At 44.1% G+C, this 20,206-nt stretch carries 17 protein-coding genes; 3 read left to right on the top strand and 14 right to left on the bottom strand.

Going from position 1 to position 20,206, the window contains the following annotated elements:
* Positions 1 to 58: 58 nt before the first annotated feature.
* From spxB to SM121_RS03490, 13 genes are all read right to left on the bottom strand, one after another.
* Entirely contained in the window at positions 59 to 1,834 is a 1,776-nt protein-coding gene (gene spxB, locus SM121_RS03555) for a pyruvate oxidase (protein WP_320911171.1), read from the bottom strand.
* A gap of 504 nt (positions 1,835 to 2,338) precedes the next feature.
* A complete protein-coding gene (locus SM121_RS03550; protein WP_320911170.1) occupies positions 2,339 to 4,561 on the bottom strand; it encodes a heavy metal translocating P-type ATPase in 2,223 nt (740 codons plus the stop codon).
* 10 nt (positions 4,562 to 4,571) lie between these two features.
* Positions 4,572 to 4,943, bottom strand: a complete 372-nt coding sequence (locus tag SM121_RS03545; RefSeq protein WP_320911169.1) for a cupredoxin domain-containing protein — start codon at positions 4,941 to 4,943, stop codon at positions 4,572 to 4,574.
* A gap of 18 nt (positions 4,944 to 4,961) precedes the next feature.
* Positions 4,962 to 5,357, bottom strand: a complete 396-nt coding sequence (locus SM121_RS03540) for a CopY/TcrY family copper transport repressor (RefSeq protein WP_320911168.1) — start codon at positions 5,355 to 5,357, stop codon at positions 4,962 to 4,964.
* A 423-nt stretch (positions 5,358 to 5,780) separates the two neighbouring features.
* Positions 5,781 to 6,413 carry an SGNH/GDSL hydrolase family protein gene (locus SM121_RS03535; protein WP_320911167.1) on the bottom strand — a complete coding sequence of 211 codons (633 nt, stop codon included), beginning with the start codon at positions 6,411 to 6,413 and terminating at the stop codon, positions 5,781 to 5,783.
* The gene (locus SM121_RS03530; RefSeq protein ID WP_320911166.1) at positions 6,414 to 7,262 is read right to left on the bottom strand and encodes a Cof-type HAD-IIB family hydrolase; all 849 of its coding nucleotides are present in this window, start codon (positions 7,260 to 7,262) and stop codon (positions 6,414 to 6,416) included.
* A gap of 136 nt (positions 7,263 to 7,398) precedes the next feature.
* The gene (locus SM121_RS03525) at positions 7,399 to 7,977 is read right to left on the bottom strand and encodes an HD domain-containing protein (RefSeq protein ID WP_320911313.1); all 579 of its coding nucleotides are present in this window, start codon (positions 7,975 to 7,977) and stop codon (positions 7,399 to 7,401) included.
* Between the two features lie 622 nt (positions 7,978 to 8,599).
* Positions 8,600 to 9,316 carry a DUF554 domain-containing protein gene (locus tag SM121_RS03520; RefSeq protein WP_320911165.1) on the bottom strand — a complete coding sequence of 239 codons (717 nt, stop codon included), beginning with the start codon at positions 9,314 to 9,316 and terminating at the stop codon, positions 8,600 to 8,602.
* A gap of 23 nt (positions 9,317 to 9,339) precedes the next feature.
* The gene (locus tag SM121_RS03515; RefSeq protein ID WP_320911164.1) at positions 9,340 to 11,004 is read right to left on the bottom strand and encodes a MutS-related protein; all 1,665 of its coding nucleotides are present in this window, start codon (positions 11,002 to 11,004) and stop codon (positions 9,340 to 9,342) included.
* 3 nt (positions 11,005 to 11,007) lie between these two features.
* Positions 11,008 to 12,351 carry a CapA family protein gene (locus SM121_RS03510; protein ID WP_407073056.1) on the bottom strand — a complete coding sequence of 448 codons (1,344 nt, stop codon included), beginning with the start codon at positions 12,349 to 12,351 and terminating at the stop codon, positions 11,008 to 11,010.
* 431 nt (positions 12,352 to 12,782) lie between these two features.
* A complete protein-coding gene (msrB, locus tag SM121_RS03500) occupies positions 12,783 to 13,718 on the bottom strand; it encodes a peptide-methionine (R)-S-oxide reductase MsrB (protein WP_320911162.1) in 936 nt (311 codons plus the stop codon).
* 275 nt (positions 13,719 to 13,993) lie between these two features.
* Entirely contained in the window at positions 13,994 to 14,350 is a 357-nt protein-coding gene (locus SM121_RS03495; RefSeq protein WP_155126320.1) for a helicase BlpT, read from the bottom strand.
* Positions 14,351 to 14,628: 278 nt separating this feature from the next.
* Positions 14,629 to 15,564: a dihydroorotate oxidase gene (locus tag SM121_RS03490; RefSeq protein ID WP_320911161.1), complete on the bottom strand. Its 936-nt coding sequence runs from the start codon at positions 15,562 to 15,564 to the stop codon at positions 14,629 to 14,631.
* A 299-nt stretch (positions 15,565 to 15,863) separates the two neighbouring features.
* On the opposite strand from SM121_RS03490, the gene gdhA reads away from it, so the two are divergent.
* Complete coding sequence (gene gdhA, locus SM121_RS03485; RefSeq protein WP_003004977.1) at positions 15,864 to 17,210, top strand: NADP-specific glutamate dehydrogenase; 1,347 nt, start codon at positions 15,864 to 15,866, stop codon at positions 17,208 to 17,210.
* A 278-nt stretch (positions 17,211 to 17,488) separates the two neighbouring features.
* Positions 17,489 to 17,806: a hypothetical protein gene (locus tag SM121_RS03480; RefSeq protein ID WP_003013440.1), complete on the top strand. Its 318-nt coding sequence runs from the start codon at positions 17,489 to 17,491 to the stop codon at positions 17,804 to 17,806.
* A gap of 193 nt (positions 17,807 to 17,999) precedes the next feature.
* Here the strand turns inward: SM121_RS03480 and SM121_RS03475 are convergent, their stop codons facing one another.
* On the bottom strand, positions 18,000 to 18,848 hold the full coding sequence (locus SM121_RS03475; RefSeq protein WP_003013106.1) for a mechanosensitive ion channel family protein: 849 nt from the start codon (positions 18,846 to 18,848) through the stop codon (positions 18,000 to 18,002).
* A 137-nt stretch (positions 18,849 to 18,985) separates the two neighbouring features.
* Between SM121_RS03475 and sstT the strand changes: the two genes are divergently transcribed.
* Entirely contained in the window at positions 18,986 to 20,203 is a 1,218-nt protein-coding gene (gene sstT, locus SM121_RS03470) for a serine/threonine transporter SstT (protein WP_320911160.1), read from the top strand.
* Positions 20,204 to 20,206: the final 3 nt, after the last annotated feature.

Genomic DNA, 20,206 nt, shown 5'->3' with positions numbered 1-20,206 from the left:
TCTTATCCTCCACAAAAAGACCGGATGGCTCCGATCTTTTTATTTTCGACGAGAGAAATTATTTGATTGCGCGTGATTGCAATCCTTCTTCTTCCAAGAAGAGGCGGAATGGTACGAGTTCTTCAGCTTCGTATTTTTCCTTGAAGGCTTTGATCGCTTCTTCTGAGTGTTGTTTTGGATCCAACTCAAGAACTTCTACTGGAAGTGGACGGTGTTGCGTGATGCGAGCATCGATGACAACTGTCTTACCTTCTTTGTTCAATTTAACAGCTTCAGCAACGACTGCGTCGATGTCTTCGATACGGTCAACTGTAAATCCAATAGCTCCTTGAGCTTCAGCGATTTTCGCATAGTCAGCATTAGGGAAGTCACAACCAAACAAGTGTTTGTTTGTGTCTTCGTATTTGTCCTTGATGAAGGCATATTTACCATTTGAGAAGACAACGTTGATAACTGGAAGGTCGTATTGAACGTTTGTGATAACGTCTGGGTAGCACATGTTGAATGCACCGTCACCCATGATGTTCCATACTTGGCGATCTGGATTGTCTTTCTTAGCAGCGATACCACCAGGAAGGGCGATCCCCATTGTCGCAAAGAGTGGAGATGTACGCCACATGTTCTCAGGTGTCATGTGAAGGTGACGAGTAGATGTTTGAGTAGTGTCACCTACGTCGATTGAATAGATCGCATCTTGATCAGCATGTTTGTTGATTGCATTGTAAACTTGATACAATTGCAATTCACCCTCAGTTTTACCTTCGAGTTTGTTCATGTAATCACGCCAGTTTTGGTTATTCTTAACGTTTGCACGCCACCATGGAGTAGATTCAACTGGATTCGCTTTATCAAGGATTGCTTTCGCTGCTTGACCTGCATCCCCAAGGATTGAAGCGTCTAGGGCATGACGTTTACCAAGTTTGTAAGGGTCGATATCGACTTGGATGAATTTTTCAGTATTCTTGAAGGCTTCGTAAACTTCAGCAAATGGGAAGTTTGAACCAAGGAAAAGAACAGTATCTGCCTCGAAAACCACTTCGTTGGCTGGTTTCCAACCAACACGGTAAGCAGAACCTGTCAACCCTTCGTAGTCCCATTCGAACGCTTCGAAGTTTTTACCAGTCGTAATGATTGGTGCTTTAATTTTACGAGACAATTCAGTGATCACATCACCCGCACCAACTCCACCGAAACCAGCGTAGATCACTGGGCGTTCAGCATTGTTCAAGATTTCAACAGCTTTATCGATTTCCACTTCGTTCAAGGCAGGAGCGATAAAGTGACGTTCATAAGAACCTGATCCGTAGTATGAGTTTTCGTCGATTTCTTGGAAACCAAAGTTTACTGGAATTTCAACAACGGCTGGACCTTTTTTAGAAACGGCAGCACGGCAAGCTTCATCGATTACTTTTGGTAATTGTTCTGCGTAAGCTACACGTTTGTTGTAAACAGCGATACCGTTGTACATTGGGTTTTGGTTCAATTCTTGGAAGGCATCCAAGTTCAATTCGTTAACTGGACGTGATCCAAGGATAGCAAGGAATGGAGTGTTATCCATAGCTGCATCGTAAACACCATTGATCAAGTGAGTCGCACCAGGTCCACCTGAACCAACTGCAACCCCGATAGAGCCACCAAATTTAGCTTGCATAACCGCTGCAAGAGCACCAGTTTCTTCGTGACGAACTTGCAAGAAACGGATATCTTTGTCTTCAGCCAAAGCGTCCATAAGTGAGCTAAGTGTTCCAGATGGGATACCGTAGATCGTATCTACGCCCCATGTTTTCAATACATTAAGCATTGCTGCAGATGCAGTAATTTTCCCTTGAGTCATTCTAACTCTCCTTTAAATCTATTTTGATCCTTTAAAAATGTAGCATAGCGCTTCTACTTCATCTTTGCGATCAGGTTTCGTTTTGAAAATGAGTTTTTTCTGACATTTCTCATGAAAACGATTTACAAAACGATTACAGTATTAATTTATCACAAAGAGAGTCACATGTATAAGAATCTGCTCAGAGATGCTCAATCCCTATTACATAACAGATGCTGATTTTGAGAAAATTTCACAAACTATAGTAGAATAGGATATTTTATTATAATTTGCATGCACCTCTAAGACTTGCAGCTGTAGGAAATCGAACAAAAAGAAGCTGGGACAAAAGTCCTAGCCTCTTAATTGTTTTTTGATTGTCGAGCAAGACGCAGTGGTTGAGTGGGCTCTACTACGCTGATTTCATCAGCTTTTACAGCCCTACTCAACTGTGCGGAGGTGGGACGACGAAATCGAATTCTAACGAATTACCGATTTCTGTCCCACTCTCTCTTTTTATTTCATTTAATCAATTTTCGCAACATTGAGAAGCAGCGAGCTAGTCAAAACAGACAAAGAACTAAGGGCCATGGCAAGACCTGCTAGTTCTGGATTGAGGGTCAATCCCAGTCCTACAAAGACTCCAGCAGCAATTGGAATCCCAAGGATATTGTAGATAGAGGCCCAGAAGAGATTGAGTAAGATCCTGCGGAAGGTCTTTTGACTCATGTCAAAAGCGCGCACAACGCCAAGCAAATCATTTTGCGTGAGCACGATGCCACCGGACTCGATCGCAATATCCGTTCCAGATCCCATAGCGATCCCCACATCCGCGATCAAGAGAGCTGGAGCATCATTGATCCCATCTCCAACAAAGGCGACCTTGCTAGCTTCTTGCAGTTTTTGGATGGCGCTAGCTTTTTCTTGAGGAAGGACATCAGCAATGACGGTGTCAATTCCCACTTGCTTAGCAATAGCTTGGGCCACCCGTTCATTATCCCCCGTTAACATGACCGTTTTCAAGCCCCGTTCTTTGAGCTTTTTGATCGCTTCTTTTGAGCTGGCCTTCGGAGCATCTTGAATGGCAATCAAGCCAATCACTTGCCCATCCACAGACAAACTGATCACTGTTTTGGCCTGCTCTTGCAACTCTACCATCCGTTTTTCAAGCTCCGGATCCATCGCTGTCCCGTCATGAAGTTTGCCATTTCCCAAGGTCACCAACTGCTGGTCGATCTGACCTTGGACCCCTTTTCCTTCAATCGCTTGGAAGTTTTCCACAGGGGATAACACCAAACCTTTTTCTTCTGCTCGTGATAAGACCGCTTGGGCTAGTGGATGTTCTGAAAAAGTTTCAAGACTAGCAGCCAGTGTCAAGACACGCGCTTCATCTCCTACAACATCGGTTACAAGTGGTTGGCCAATGGTAATAGTCCCTGTCTTATCAAACACAACGGTTTGAATCTTTTGCACTTCTTGAAGAACTGTTCCATTTTTAATCAGAACCCCCATCTTAGCACTACGGCCGGTTCCGACCATCAGGGCTGTTGGGGTTGCTAAACCAAGGGCACAAGGACAGGCAATAATGAGGACAGAGACTGCATAGAGCATGGCCTCTTGAAGCGACGCGCCCAGAAGCACGGACCAAACCCAGAAAGTCGCAATGGCCAAAATCGTCACCACTGGAACAAAGATACCTGAAATCTTATCCGTCAAATCTTGAATGGGAGCACGACTGGATTGGGCCATTTTGACAAAGTCCACAATTTGAGATAAGAGGGTCTCACTACCGACTTTTTCAGCCTTAAAGAGAATGGTCCCATTGCTGTTGATAGTGGAGCCAATCACTGCATCACCAACTGATTTCTCCACAGGCAAGCTTTCACCTGTCACCATCGACTCATCAATGGTCGTACTTCCTTCTACAATCGTCCCATCAACCGCAATCTTTTCCCCAGGACGGACCCGAATCAAGTCACCAATTTGGATATCTTCCGCCGCCACCTCGACATAGTTCCCATCACGGAGAACTTGAGCCGTTTTTGCCTGCAAATCCAACAACTTTTCCACAGCCTCGGAGGCATTGTTACGCATCCGTTCTTCAAAGATTTGCCCTAAGAGGATAAAGAAGATGATAAAACCCGCAGCCTCAAAGTATACTGGCTGACCAGTAAAAAGGGCAAATACACTATAGACATAGGCTACCAGGGTTCCAAGAGCTACCAAGGTATCCATATTGGAATGGTGCTTCTTAAATGAGGCCCAGGCACTCTTGATAAAAGGAACTCCTGCTACCAACATGATCGGCGTTGTCGCTAGAAAAGTCCCCCAGCGACTGACTGTATGGGAGACAAATCCTGCCATCATCCCGATCATCAAGATCAATAAGGGAAGAGTAAAGATACTAGTAATCCAAAAGCGACCCAGTAAACCTAAGACACGACGGCGTTTTTCCACAACCGTGTAGGAACCCTTTTGCATCTTCATTCCACATGAAAACTCGAAGTCCCCTGTTTCTGTCGGGGTAAAGGATATCACCTTATCCACACCGACTTCCAAAGGCTCTAAAATCCCCTGATCTTCAAACAAAATTTCCTTGTAACAGCCAGAAGGATTGACCCGATGGAAGGTGATTTCAGCAGGGATCCCTTTTTGAAGTTGAAATTCCTTTGGACTATAGCCTTTTTCTGCTGTAATACGGATCTTTTGCACTCCGTTTTCCACAACTGCTTTTTGTTTTTCTACCATACCTACTCCTTTATTCCACAATCATGTGACCATGCATCATGTTCATTCCACATGAATACCCATATTCGCCCGCTTTTTCTGGCGTAATTTCAATGACATGTTTTTCACCTAAAGGCAAATCTTCATGAACGCCAAAATCTGGAAAGATCACTTGAGCCAGACATGAAGATGGATCCTTGCGATTAAAGATGATCCGAGCTGGAACATTCTTTTTCAGGACAATGGTTTCAGGCGAATAGCCCCCCATGACTTCGACTTCAATTTCTTGATAACCTGATTTCTGACGAGCGTAGCCGCTTTCCTTTTTATGGTCTGCAAAAAACCACCAGGCAATAAAGACAACCAAAAGCAAACAAATGATACTAATCAACAATCCAAACATGGAATTTCCTTCTTTCTATTACATACAATTACAGCGGACTGTTTCGACAGCCTCTGCTTTCTTTCCTTCAATGACCAGCTGCAAGTGATTAAGATCTGCTAGCGTAAAATCACTCTCCTCAATTAAGTTCTCGATCACCTGGACAATTCTTTTTGAGCAAACCTTGTCTTTCACATCTTCAACCACCAAGTCTAAACTCTGGTCCTGCGTCAACAGTGCCGAATAGACAAAGGCTTTACCAGATTTTTCTCTCGTTAAACATCCTTTCTCCACCAAGCGGGTTAAGAGAGTCTTGATGGTCGACTTCGACCAGTCAAAGCGCTCGGACAAGACGGCGATCAAATCCGTGCTGGTCTGCTTGCCTTCCATCCAGATAATCTTCATGATGCGCCATTCCGCATTAGAAATTTGCATGGCTTCTCCTTTCAAAATCTACATTTGTAAATCTTATGATGCTATTTTACACCTAAGATTTACATTTGTCAACCTAAAAAGATAAAAAAATTTCCTCTTGGAAATAGGGGAAGGTAGACAATCTGTTTTTACAAAAAATCATCTAAAGAGCTCTAAAAATAAATAGAAATAATTTCAATTATAAGAACCATCAAAGCATCTATTGAAACTTTCCGCTGTGAGAAAAGTGCCTGAAACAATTATGTTTCAGGCACACGGGAGTTTTGGAACCTTAGGTCCAAAACTAAGTCATGGAACTTCTACGAAGTTCGCTGACGTCCGTAACTCACCTAAGGAAAGTTTCTAAGAGGACTTTATCTTCAATCTGAAAGCTTCCTTTGAAGATTTGTCTGGTTGGGCTTTTTTCGCTCCCTATTTTTATCTCTATACTATCTCATGCAGAGCTTGGGCTAGGATGCGATACCCGGCCACACTTAGATGGAGGCCATCTGTCGTATAGGCTTCTGCTAACTGCCCCACTTCATCCAATAAAGACGAATACACATCGACATAGCTGACCTGGTGGTAGGCTTGGGCCAATTCTTGATAGGCCTGATTGAGGGCTTGAATTTTTTCATTGGTCCGGACATAGACCTTTTGTTTGTAGCGCTCTTCTTGACTCACCGGTAAAACCGAGATCAGGTTGATGTGAGTTAGGGGAAAATCCCGCATGATCGCCTGTAAGACCGCTTCTACATTGTCTAAGGTTTCCTTTTGAGGAATTTCTTTTCCGATATCATTGGTCCCGATCAAGAGAAAGATCTGATCCACCGCCGTTCCAAAGACATGAGCGTCTAGATGCTTATGAAGGAGTTCCGTCTTATAGCCTCGCACTCCTCGATTGACCATGTGTTTGGGACTTTGTAATAGTTCATGAATGGGGAAATACTCTACGATAGAGTCTCCGATAAAGATCAAACCAGGCTCCTTCAGAGGGGCTTGATTGAGCTCCCGATAGGTTGTTAAAATTTTCTCCTGCTCCTTTAAGAGCCAGTCTTCTAACAGTTGTACCGCCATCTACTTCTTTCCTTTCACTTGTTCCCAGGGGGTCAATCCTAGATACTCTTCGATCACTTGGTAGACACCACCTTCTTGATGGCTCGGTGCTAGGTGTTTGGCAACAGCCTTGACAGATGCTTCTGCATTGGCCACCGCATAGGAGTGAGCAGCCATTTCAAGCATTTCAATGTCATTTCCACTATCCCCAAAGGCCATGACCTGACTAGCATCAAGCTGCCATTTCTCCATTAATTGAGCCAGTCCCCAAGCCTTGTGAATACCTGCTTGTAAGAGATCCATGCTGCCAAAACCGCTCGAAACCGCCATGAGCTGATCTCCAAAAGCCTGTTGGACTTCCTGACTCACTTGATCAAGACGATCCAAGCCAACCACCAAGCTCATTTTAAGCACCTGGTCAAATTGATCTGCTGTCAATTCCGGAACAAACTTCATCCGCTTGTACAAGGCTTCAATCACTTCCGGCTGCATGAATTTTTCAACTTCCGTAAAGACCGTTCCTTCCTTGACAAAGCCACCATTAACTGCTGACACAACCAGCTGGTCTGAAATTTCCCGCCCCTTAAAAAAAGCAAGAACCGCCTCTACTAGTTCTCGATCCCAGAATTTTCCTAGAATCATCTGGTCATCCTCAAAAATCCGAGCTCCGTTGGCTACGACCAGAGTCACCCGCTTGACCAAAGGACCCAAGAGCTGGCGCATGCGATGGATTTCATTTCCCGTCGCAATAACAAAGCGAATCCCTTTTTGATCCAAGTGGTCCAACAGCCTTTCCAGACGCGGAAGGTCCACCTCTCCTCGCTCATCTAATAAGGTTCCATCCATATCTGTTGCAATCAACTTAATCATACAATCTAACCTTTTCCCTTTCATAGGGTGCAAACTATCTGTTCCCATTATACCACAGATCAAGCAAGTCAAAACCACCCGTGAAAACAGGTGGTTTACTTTTAGTCTGAAAGTTGCTACTAAAGACCAAGTGATATCATAAATATAATCCCTTTTCTACACTTTCCTGAACCAACTCTTCCGTCAGTTTCCATAACGCTTTGGACTCACTTTTTATAAATTTTTTCTTTTCTAATACCATCTCTGAGCGGATATGATCAGGATTATAATTTACTTCTGACACTTCCAAGTGATTGATCAGTGGTATCAATGCATCAATCACTCTTGCATATCTTGCCTCAGGACTCTGCCCTTTTTCAAACTCCAACCACGAATTTTTCATATTCAAATAGGTTGCTTCTGGAAGGAGGCTCATTGTTTTTTCTATAGATGCGAGCTCTCTATCATGAGCATGAACCTTTTTTTCATCATCAAACACCCAAGTATCTCCGGCATAAATCTCACCTAAATCATGAATCAATAACAGAAACATGACCTTTTCCATATTCAATTTTTCAGGATAATAATCTTGAAAGACCATCGCAGCTATCGCACCCTGCCAGGAATGCTCGGCACTATTTTCAAACCGTCCATCAAGAGTTCTATTAAACCTTGTTACTGACTTTAATTTCTCGATTTCTTTAATAAATTCAACTGTCTGATTCAAATCACTCATGGTGACTCCAACCTCCCTATTCGAAATTACGACTATCATACCAAAAATCAGGGTTTCCATAAATGAATTCCCATATTTGCAAAAAGAAAATGTCCCTCTTTTTGGGAGCACCTTCATTTTTCTAACAAGACTACAAGGACAAGTAAAAAAGCTAATCATTCTTTACCGATTATATTTAGAATGAGACAAACTATTTTAAAGTAAAATAAGTTAATCGTTTCTAAAAGTAAGTAAAAACGAGTTCCTATTTTTAGAATGAATCAAGAAAATACAAAAACTTTCCGCTGTGAGAAAAGTGCCTGAAACAATACGTTTCAGGCACTCGGAATTATTGAGAGTAAAACAGTTTGGGAAACTGTTTTAGCCTGAGCCCAGAAATTAAAGAGCGAAGGGGCTCAATACAAATTGAACAAGGGCTGCGGATTGTGTCAAAAAGATAAGTTCTCCTAGAATTGAAAGATTCTGCGTCAAACTTCCTATTTTGACTTTATCCGCAGACGCCCTCTGTATCTTAATTTAGTCATGGAACTTCTACGAAGTTCGCTGACGTCCGTACTCCCCTAAGGAAAGTTTTTAATATGACTTTGTCTTAAATCTGAAGCTACTGCTTAGCTTCTATTTTTCACCCAACAAAGGCCCAAATGATGGCAATCAGCACTGCCGGAAGAAGATTGGCGACCTTGATTCGTTTGCCCCAAATGAGGTTGATCCCAACACAGAGAATGAGGCTGGAGCCGACCAGTGAGAGATTCGACAGCGCTTGTGGAGTCATGATCGGTTCGATCAAATGGGCCAACAGCGTAATCGCCCCCTGAAAGATCACGAGTGGGACCACCGCAAAAATGGCACCCTTTCCTTTTGAAACGGTCAAGACCAGAACAATGACCATATCCAGAATAGCCTTGGCCAACAAGGTCGAAGTGTCGCCTGTCAAGCCATCCTGGACAGCTCCAACTACCGCCATAGCCCCTATACAAATGGTCAAGGCCGTGGTCATAAAGGCATCAACAAAGCTGGAATCGCCTTGGTTGCCCGTCTTTTCCTTCAGCCAGCTTCCCAGGCGCTCAAAGCCCTCCTCAATCTTCAAGAGTTCCCCGATAACGGTCCCGATTACTAGACTCAGAATCAACATCATACTGCCGTGACTTTCCACATGACTTCCATGCACCACCAGCATCTTTTCCAAGGTCCCTGCAATGCCCAAGACAAAAACAGCAACTCCTGTCACTTTCAGAAGGGTCTCATGAAAATCTTCTGACAAACGTTGACCGATGAGCAATCCTAAAAGCCCACCAAATACGACCCCTAAGGCATTATAGAAGGTCCCTAAACCGATCATTTACAATCTCCTTCGTTCATTTTTCATTCTTTTTCAATTTCTTTCAAAGACCAGTGCCCCGTCTCTTCATACTGGTCAATCAAGTCCTTGGCTGTTTGCGTAATCTCCTCTGGATAATGCAAGCTTTCTAGAGTATTGACCGCATTCTTGGTTACGGCTGATCCTGGCTTGATCTGGTAGTCAAAGACGATCTTGCCGTCCACATAGCGACTGTCAAAATGGTAATTATCATTGACCTCACCAGAGGCTGCGACCAGCTCAATATCATGACTGGAAATCATGTAGAGGCAGTTTTGGGCAGCCAACCAGCGGACAATTCCAAGGCCTGATCCGATCCGCTCGATGGTATTGGTCCCCTTAAAGAGCTCGTCAATAAAGAAGTAGTGAAAACCAGGCTTTTTCAGATGCTGAATCATACGCAAAATAGCTTTACTTTCAGTGATAAAGTAGCTATCTCCAACTTCAATATCATCGCTTACATCCATAGCCGTTAGGACATGACCGTAAGGCAGGGCCAAGGTTTCTCCATAGGCAAAGCCCAGCCCTTGAGCCAGAATAGCATTGATAGCGACGGTCTTCAAATAGGTTGATTTCCCAGACGCATTGTCCCCACTGATGACCATATTTTTTTGAAAATGCACATCATTTGCAATCGGATTGGACAACAAGGGATGATAGAGCGTCTCACCTTCAATCCCACCCGTCTCTGTATAGACTGGCTGACAGACCACTTCTAGATCTCGCTTATGGCGCAAGAGACTAATAGCGACCTCCATCTCCCCTAGCAGATCCAGAAGCTTCTGGGCCTCTTTTTGATGAGCCTTCACCTGATTGTAAATATAAACCTGAGCGATCTGCGGGAGTAAAAAGAGGACATTGAGGTAGAGGAGAATAATTTCCATCTCAGAAGTCCCCGTTGGACTCTGCAAGACACTGGCAAGGATCCGCGTTTTCTTAAAGGGTTTGACTGCCTGCTTGAGTGCTTCTTGTTGTGGCAAGGCTAGATGGCTCAAGCGTTCTGCCGAAGCAAAGATGCGGACCAGGTAGCTAACATTGTCCAGGCGGATTTTATTGGACCAATTGCGCAAACTTGAAAAGACGATATTAAAGATCACACTGATCACCAAGAGGGTAATCGCCCCAACTGGCTCAAAGGGAATGGCAAAGAGACAGAGGATTGGAAGACAGGCCAAGGCTATATAGAGGGGCAAACCTGCATAATGCTTGCCAGGATTTGCGACAATGCTACGCGCCATGTTGTGGTTCTTCTTGCCCAGTTGGTTGAAAATGACCTGAACCTTGAGCCGCAAATCCGGATGCTCTTCAAAGAAGGCTTCTAAGTCATGAAGCTGATCCTGAGGCTGGAATTCCAGCAGGCGCATTTTTTGATAGAGGGCTTCTGCCCCAAGGCTCGATTGGGTGTAATTGAGCTGATCAAAGACCGCATCCAAAGCCAAATCATGCCAGGTCTGATCATCCACTTGGCTATCGATCGTCCTGCCTTTAGCTGGATAAGCCAGACTGTCTATCAAACTTTCTTCTGTATCTTTCTTACGAAAGAAAGGCGCTCCATCCCAAGATTTTTTCAGCTTTTGCTTGAGGCGGATAGCCGTGAGAAATTTGGTTGCCCAAATCACCACCATCAATCCTAGGATCCAAAGTGGGAGCCAGTTTACATTTCCTTCCATACTCTATTCCTTTCCACTCTGAGGCCAGTCCAAGTGAACATGTTCCTTCATTTCTCGGTAAGCCGTGTCCACTCTCTCCTTGGTCTCCTCATCCAACTTGTCGCGGTATTTGCCATCCGGGATAAAATCTTCCAAAATATAGGTCTGGTACTTGTACAACTCATAGCCTTCAGGAGAATAGGTCCCCTTCGGAGTTCGACTAACCCAGGTTGGATGAGCAGTCGCTGTCTTAATCTTTGTCTTGCGACCGACCTTTTCGATGGTCACATCCATCAAGACTCCTCGCTCTGTCCACTGGGCAGTCTCCACGTCCCCCATGGTTTCCAGACGCTGATTAGAAAGGAAATTCCCCATCGAGTAGATGATGAGCTTGTTTTGACCATCTTTATTGACCACTTCAGCAGGCTCTACAACATGGGGATGTCCGCCAAAGACAATATCAGCTCCCCAAGAAACCATCTTATGGTAGAGCTCTTTTTGCTCTTCTGTCGGCTCCAACTGGTACTCGATTCCCATCTGGGGCATGACAATAGTAATATCGGCCTCTTGCTCTGCCTTTTGGATCTCCGCCTTCATCCGCTCTTCATCCAGATCAGACAAGACATCTGCTTGCTCTTCTGGAGTGAGGGTCGTTTCCATCCCATTAAAGCCGTAAGCATAGGCTAGAATAGCAATCTTGATGCCATTCACTTCCTTGATCACCAAGGGAGCTTGCCCTCTCTTTTCATGCGTGTAGACACCGACAGGTGTGATGCCTACATCTTCAAAGGCCTTGGCTGTCGAATAGACCCCATCTAGGCCTGAATCCAAGATATGGTTGTGTCCCAAATCCATGACATCATAACCAGCATCCTTGATGGCTGGTACGACTTCGCTTGGTGCATTAAAGAGAGGATAACCTGACAAATAGTAATTCGGGTTAATGGTTCCCTCAAAATCACCCAAGGCTAGATCCGCTTTTTGTAGCCAGGGTTTGACATACTCATAATTTTCATGAAAATCATAGCTTCCATCTTCTTTTTGCGCGCTCATATAAAGCAAATCATGATAGAGCTGGTCTCCATTCGCCATGATTCGAGCTGTATGAGGAATCTGATCAGCCGGTGTTTTGGCCTTGTACACAACCTCTGGCCGTTCCGTTGCGGTGATCGGAAAGCCTTGGAACTTTTGCACCCACAAGATGGCATTGGCCACGATAAAAACGACTGACAAGAGCACATAGACAAACTGTTCATTGGTCAGCTGAATCCTTGAAAAGAGACGATCAAAAGCCCAATCAAAGGCCGCTGACAACTCTTTTCCCATCGTTTTGATGGTCCCTTTCACATTCTCCCACTTCTCTAACATTCCTACCTCTTCTTCCTACCTAGTTTCTCCAATGCTCTGCCAACAGATTGAGCTGTCATTGAAATACTTTCTCTTCATTGTATCACAATTTTTAAGAAGAGAAAAAAGAGAGCAGGACAGAAACGCCATTGTTTAGAAACGCTTCATCGTCCTGCTCTCGCACAGTTGATTGATTCATATAGATGGTCACAAATCACTTCTTATCGTTTGATTTGGACAAGCTAATCGCAACCATGACAAGACTTAGGAAAAAAGCCGAAAGCAACCCTTTTGTCGTCCGATTCATAAAAGGTTGATGAAATACAAAATGATTATAGGCAATAAATCCTAATCCAATTAGAGTCACCAAAGCTGAAAGTGAAAAAATCGTTCGCCATAAATTTCTATTTTTCATCATAAACTCCGTTTTTCGATCTATTAGAAAGACCCTCTTATTTCAAAGCCTTTAACAAATATCCATAACCTTCTTGCTCCATTTCCTCTTTTGGAATAAAGTGCAGAGAGGCCGAATTGATACAATAGCGAAGCCCTCCCTGATCTTTTGGTCCATCGGTGAAGACATGTCCGAGATGGGCATTGCCTGAACGGGAACGAACTTCGATCCGCTCCATCCCGTGGCTATGATCCTGGTAATAGTGGACGACATCTTTGGCAATGGGACGGGAGAAACTTGGCCATCCACAGCCAGACGCAAACTTATCCTTGGCAAAAAAGAGTGGCTCCCCCGTCGTAATATCCACATAGATCCCCTCTTCAAAGGTCTGATCATAGGCATTGTGGAACGGACGTTCCGTCGCGCTTTCTTGGGTGACTTGGTACTGCTCTGCTGTCAGTTTCCCTTTTAGGGTTTCTTGATCTGGCTTCTGATAGGCTGACGGATCAATCAAGGGCTGCTCAGCATCCGTCACATCAATATGGCAATAACCTCCAGGATTCTTCTTGAGGTAGTCTTGGTGGTAGTCCTCAGCTAGGATGTAGTGACGCAAAGGTTCTAGCTCAACCACAATTTTGCTGCCCAGTTGCTTCTCTTCTTCCGCAAACACTTGGGCGATCACTTCATGATCTGCCTCGTCTGTATAATAGACACCGGTCCGATATTGGCGGCCTCGATCATTTCCCTGTTTGTTAACGGACAAGGGATCGATCACACGAAAATAGTAGAGCAGAATCGCTCGTAGGGTGATTTTGTCTGGATCGTAGATGACCTGAACGGTCTCTGCATGATCCGTTTCCTTGATCAGTTGGTAATTGGTCGTTTCTACCTGGCCATTGGCATAGCCTACCGTCGTCTCTTCTACACCGGGGATCCGTGAAAAATATTCCTCTAAGCCCCAAAAACAGCCACCTGCTAAATAAATCTCTGCCATCTTTTTTCCTCGCTTCCTGCATTCCCCACAAGGAACGCTTGACATCTATTAGCTCCATCATAATCCAAGAGCCTCAGATTTTCAAGGATTCTGCATCAAAAATCCCTTCTACTATATGTAAAAGGGATTCAATCCTTCTTATTTTTCAAATAAGAAAAAGAGCGAGTAATAAAAATTCCAAAACGATAGGGTTAACTGATGTAGAAAATCATGAAGGACTACCATGACCAACACCTCCTCTGAATATCTGTGGACAAGCACCAGGCTAGTATCAACTACAACACCACCGTCGGTCCGTAGACCTGTAACTGAGGTTTCACAACCTCGTAATGCCAGTGATCATAAGCTCGCCAAGCTTGAAAGGCCTCTTCGTTCAAAGCTAGCCCACCCAGACCAATCAATAAACTGGCGGTCTGATAAAACTTTTCTAACTCAATCAACATACGATTGTCTACCCGCCTAGCCTTTCGTAAACCTTTCAACATCTGATCTAGATTTTCTCGAAATCGAAGGGTATCTGGACTGGGGGTGAATCCCTTAGAAAAGGCTGTTTGAAGAAGGCTGATCGTCGTTCTTGCCTCTTGAATCACATCCCTTTCTTCCATAGAAATCACCTTCCTTTTCACCTCCATTGTACACCTTTTTCTCTCTATAAAAATGGAAAATTCCTAAAACTAGGAACAGAATGAGGTTGGGACAAAAGTCCTAGCCTCTCAATTATTTTTGGATTGTCAAGCAAGACGCAGTGGTTGAGTGGGCTCTACTACGCTGATTTCATCAGCTTTTACAGCCCTACTCAACTGTGCGGAGGTGGGACGACGAAATTGAATTCTAACGAATTACCGATTTCTGTCCCACTCTCATAAAAAACTTCCCCAAGTTTCCACTTGAGGAAGTTTTTTTCGAAAGATTAGTCAATGTAGTGCAATTTCCCACGGAAGTCTTCCAGGCTTTGGTAGCCTTTTTCTTCCATGATGGCTTTGAACTCCGCAGTGATGCGGTCAAAAGCTCCTACTCCTTCTTTATGGAGTGTCGTTCCGATTTGCACCATACTAGCCCCACAAAGGATATGTTCAAAAGCATCGCGACCAGTCAAGACGCCCCCTGTCCCCACAATCTGGATTTCTGGATTCAGACGTTGGTAAAAAGCATGGACATTAGCGAGAGCCGTTGGTTTGATGTATTCTCCACCAATCCCACCAAATCCGTTCTTAGGACGAATCACCACGGATTCATCCTCGATGTAGAGGCCATTTCCGATCGAGTTGACGCAGTTGACAAACTTGAGCGGGTATTTGTTAAAGATCGCTGCTACTTGATCAAAATGAACGATATCAAAATAAGGTGGCAACTTGATCCCTAGAGGTTTGGTGAAATAGGCAAAGACCTCAGACAAGATCCGATCTGTCGTATCAAAATCATAGGCAATCTGAGGTTTCCCAGGGACATTGGGACAAGATAGGTTCAACTCTGTCAAGCCTTTAAAGTCACTGTCTTGCACCTTTTTCAAGATGGTATGGGTCTCTTCAGGAGACATGCCGACGAGAGATAAGAAGAAGGTCCGGTCAGGATCCGTTTCTTGCAACTCTAATAAGTAATTCAAATAATAGTCCAACCCTTGGTTAGGTAGCCCCATCGAATTGATCGAACCAAGCGGCACATCTTGGTAGCGTGGCTCTGGATTACCAGCACGGAATTCTAAGGTCGCTGTCTTGGTCACAAAGGTCCCAGCAGCTGAGTTCTTCACTTCTTCTAATTCCTCAGTGGTCATACAGGCTACACCTGCCGCATTCATCAAGCAGTTGTCAAATTCAAAACCAGCAATTTGCGTCTTTGTCGATACCATCTTGTACTCCTTTTTTGAAACACCACCAACAGAATCGTTCGGGATGCTCTCTATTTTCTTCTTTCATTATACCATCACTTGGAAGCTTCCGGACAATCAAAGCTAAAAATTCTTCCAAACATTCGGACTTTCCTACTAGTGATAAAATTTTCAGAAAATTCAACTTTTTTCTTTACAAGCCAAAAAAAGTCTGCTATAATGATCCATGTAAAAAAACATGACATTGTTTGTCAACTGTCTCAAAACCACTCCCCTAGCGGGTTTGCTGGTTTTCGTTTCATTCACAAAGGAGAATTAACATGACAACTGCTAAAGAATATATCCAAAGCACCTTCGAAACTGTAAAAGCTCGTAATGGCCACGAAGCTGAATTCCTTCAAGCTGTTGAAGAGTTCCTCAGCACTTTGGAACCTGTTTTTGAAAAACATCCTGAATACATCGAAGAAAACATTTTGGCTCGTATTACAGAACCTGAACGCGTAATTTCTTTCCGTGTTCCTTGGGTTGACCGTGAAGGAAACATCCAAGTAAACCGTGGTTACCGTGTTCAATTCAACTCTGCTGTAGGTCCTTACAAAGGTGGTCTTCGTTTCCACCCAACTGTTAACCAAGGGATCTTAAAATTCCTCGGTTTCGAACAAATCTTCAAAAACGTCTTGACTGGTCTTCCTATCGGTGGTGGTAAAGGTGGATCTGACTTCGATCCTAAAGGAAAAACAGACGCTGAAGTGATGCGTTTCTGCCAAAGCTTCATGACGGAATTGCAAAAACATATCGGTCCTTCTCTTGATGTCCCAGCTGGTGATATCGGGGTTGGTGGACGTGAAATCGGATACCTTTACGGTCAATACAAACGCCTTCGCCAATTTGATGCTGGTGTCTTGACTGGTAAACCTCTTGGTTTCGGTGGTAGCTTGATCCGTCCAGAAGCAACTGGTTATGGTTTGGTTTACTACACTGAAGAAATGCTCAAAGCAAACGGCGACAGCTTTGCTGGTAAGAAAGTCGTGATCTCAGGTTCTGGTAACGTTGCTCAATACGCTCTTCAAAAAGCAACTGAACTTGGTGCAACTGTTATCTCTGTATCTGACTCAAACGGTTACGTGATCGACGAAAACGGTATTGACTTCGACCTTCTTACAGACGTCAAAGAAAAACGTCGTGCACGTTTGACTGAATACGCTGCTGAAAAACCAACTGCTACTTACTACGAAGGTTCCGTATGGACTTATGCTGGTAACTATGACATCGCTCTTCCATGTGCAACTCAAAATGAAATCGATGGCGATGCTGCAAAACGTTTGGTCGCTCAAGGTGTGAAAGTTGTCTCTGAAGGAGCAAACATGCCAAGTAACATCGATGCCATCAACGTATACAAAGAAAATGGTATTCTTTACGGACCTGCTAAAGCAGCTAATGCTGGTGGGGTTGCTGTATCTGCTCTTGAAATGAGCCAAAACAGCCAACGTCTTTCATGGACACGCGAAGAAGTGGACGGACGTTTGAAAGACATCATGACCAACATCTTCAACACTGCTAAAACAACTGCAGAAACTTACGGTCTTGGTAAAGATTACCTTGCAGGTGCCAACATCGCTGCCTTTGAAAATGTCGCAAATGCGATGATTGCACAAGGTCTTGTATAATCAATCGATATTTTTCTTTGAGACCTTCGGGTCAAAGCCTCTCAACTCCTGAAACCAGTATGTTTCAGGAGTTTTTTTGTAGCTACCGACCTCTATCAAGTCAACCCGACCAAGGGAGAAAAGCCATTTTTAAGACAAGGGGTTCGACCTTCTGTAGTGGGGAGATGTAAGCCCTCTCTTTTTCTGTATCTTTTTCTAAAAAAATTTTATTTTTTTTACTTTACCCCCTTGCATTTTTAATAAATTAGTATTAAACTATAGCAAAAGGAGGTGTGCTTATGTTTCTTTTAGCTCAAGAAAAATCAGATACGATCGAATTCCTTAAGTCTGAATTGGTCCAATTACTCTCCAATATGCGACAAGAAATCGCAGCTAGCCGTCAATCTCAGACCGGCGCAGCTTGCCATCATATTGAATGTTGCATGGACAAGATCCAAAGGGCAAAAAGTTCCGTAGCCATTGCCCTCCCGATCGAATCCTTAAATCTTGAAATCACGACTATGCTGCGCAAGCAACTCATCGTCTTGCCACCAGATGCTCGAAAAAATTGGGACCAGATTAAAAAGCTGGATTTCAAATACTGCCACTTAAAATAGACCAAAAAAGAAAGTGGGACAGAAATCGGTAATTCGTTAGAATTCGATTTCGTCGTCCCACCTCCGCACAGTTGAGTAGGGCTGTAAAAGCTGATGAAATCAGCGTAGTAGAGCCCACTCAACCACTGCGTCTTGCTCGACAATCCAAAAACAAAAAAGAGGCTAGGACTTTTGTCCCAGCCTCTTTTTTGTGTTACATGATCCCGTTCTTTCCTGTCGGTAGGTTAATCCCTGCTTCCATCAAGGCATCATGGTAGAGTTTATAGTAGGTATGATAGACAGTCGTCTGGGTTCCATTTTGCGCAGTCATAGCAATTCGGAAGGAATAACGACCATTTTTTTCGATCTGTGGGCCTAAAATCGTAGGACCTGTCAACACCTCTGGGTGTTTATCTTGTTCAGACTGATTGACCTGAGCAATCACCTGATAGATCTTGTCGAGATCGGTATTTGCGTCTAGCGGAATATCGATCAGCACGCGCATATCGCCGCGTGAGAGATTGCTGACGACGGTGATATTGCGATTCGGAACAAAGTGGAGAGTCCCATCAAAGTCCCGTACCTGGGTCGTCCGAATCCCGACACTGCTGACGATGCCGGCAATATTAATAGACCCATTCGTGAGACGAACATTGTCACCCACGTCCAGCTGGCGTTCTAAAAGGATGAAGAAACCATTGACCAAATCGGAAAGAAAGCCCTGGGCTCCCATCCCAATCGCCACCCCAGCAATCCCAGCACCAGCCAAGAGACTAGAGACCGGAAGACCCAGAATCGATAAAATCCAGTAGATCAAGATGAAATACAAACAATAGTTTAAGAGGCTCTCAACCAAACGGAGAATCGTTTTTTTACGGGCTTCATCCTGCACCGTATACTTAAAGGAAGGGGTTAATATCCGCTTGACCAGGCTATGGATGGCCTTTTTAGCGATAAAAAATAAGAGAAAGATAAAAATTAGAGAGATACATTTTGATATCAGATCATCAAAAATCTTCGTCCAGTCTATTTTACTGAAATAACGTTGGAAAGCTTGACTCATTTATTCGGGCCTTTCTACCAAAGAATAGTATAATTATATCAAATATTCGGAAATAAGGCTATTTTTTGAAAATTTCATTGCTTTCCCCCCCTAACTATCGTATAATATTCCTTAATTATTTTTTAAGGAGGTCCTACATGATTCATCGATTGATTACAACTTGGAATAAAACCAACCTTATGAAAAGGATCGCAATCGGGATTGTACTTGGAGTCATCCTAGCACTTATCTTCCCGAAAGCAACTGGCATTGGACTCTTAGGAGAGTTCTTTGTTGGGGGGCTCCGTGCGATCGCACCCCTTCTGGTCTTTGCGCTCGTCGCAAATGCCCTCTCCCAACACCAAAAAGGGACAGAGACCAATATGAAAAAGGTCATCGTCCTCTATCTCCTAGGAACCTTTGCTGCTGCCTTCGTCGCTGTTTTGGTCAATTACATTTTCCCTATCACCATTACCCTAACTGGAAAGGCTGCTGAAGGATCCTCTCCAAACGGGATTGGCGAAGTGATCAGTAACCTCTTGCTCAAGATCGTCGACAACCCGGTCAACGCCTTGCAGCAAGCCAACTACATTGGGATCCTTTCTTGGGCAACTGTCTTTGGGATCGCTATGAGAGAGGCGAGTGAACACAGTAAAGACCTCCTGCAAACCCTAGCAGACATCACTTCAAAAATCGTTGAGTGGATTATCAACCTAGCTCCATTTGGGATCTTAGGCTTGGTCTTCACGACCATCGCTGGCCAAGGACTCAGTGCCCTTAGTAACTACGGGATTCTCTTACTTGTTTTGGTTGGTACCATGGCTTTTGTAGCCCTGGTCATCAATCCATTGATCGTCTTTTTCATGATCCGCAAGAACCCTTATCCCCTAGTTTTTAAATGCCTCCGTGTCAGTGGGGTAACAGCCTTCTTCACTCGAAGTTCTGCAGCCAATATCCCTGTCAATATGCGTCTCTGTGAAGAGTTGGGGCTGAATCCAGACATCTATTCTGTCTCCATTCCACTTGGTTCAACTGTAAACATGGCAGGCGCAGCCGTGACGATCAATATTTTGACGCTAGCTGCTGCCAATACCTTGCACATTCAGGTTGACTTTGGAACGGCGCTCATCCTGAGTGTCGTAGCGGCTATCTCTGCTTGTGGAGCATCCGGAGTTGCGGGAGGATCTCTCCTTCTCATCCCTGTTGCTTGTAGCCTCTTTGGCATCACCAATGATTTGGCCATGCAAGTCGTCAGCGTCGGCTTTATCATCGGGGTCATCCAAGACTCTTGTGAAACAGCCCTCAACTCTTCGACAGATGCACTCTTCACTGCCATCGCCGAAATGAGCAGCTGGCCAAAAGAAAAACGCTATTAAATG

Source organism: Streptococcus sp. S1 (genome assembly GCF_034137685.1).
Classification (GTDB): domain Bacteria; phylum Bacillota; class Bacilli; order Lactobacillales; family Streptococcaceae; genus Streptococcus; species Streptococcus dentalis.
Note: the sequence above shows the minus strand (reverse complement) of the source record. Positions and strands in the feature narration are given on the sequence as shown.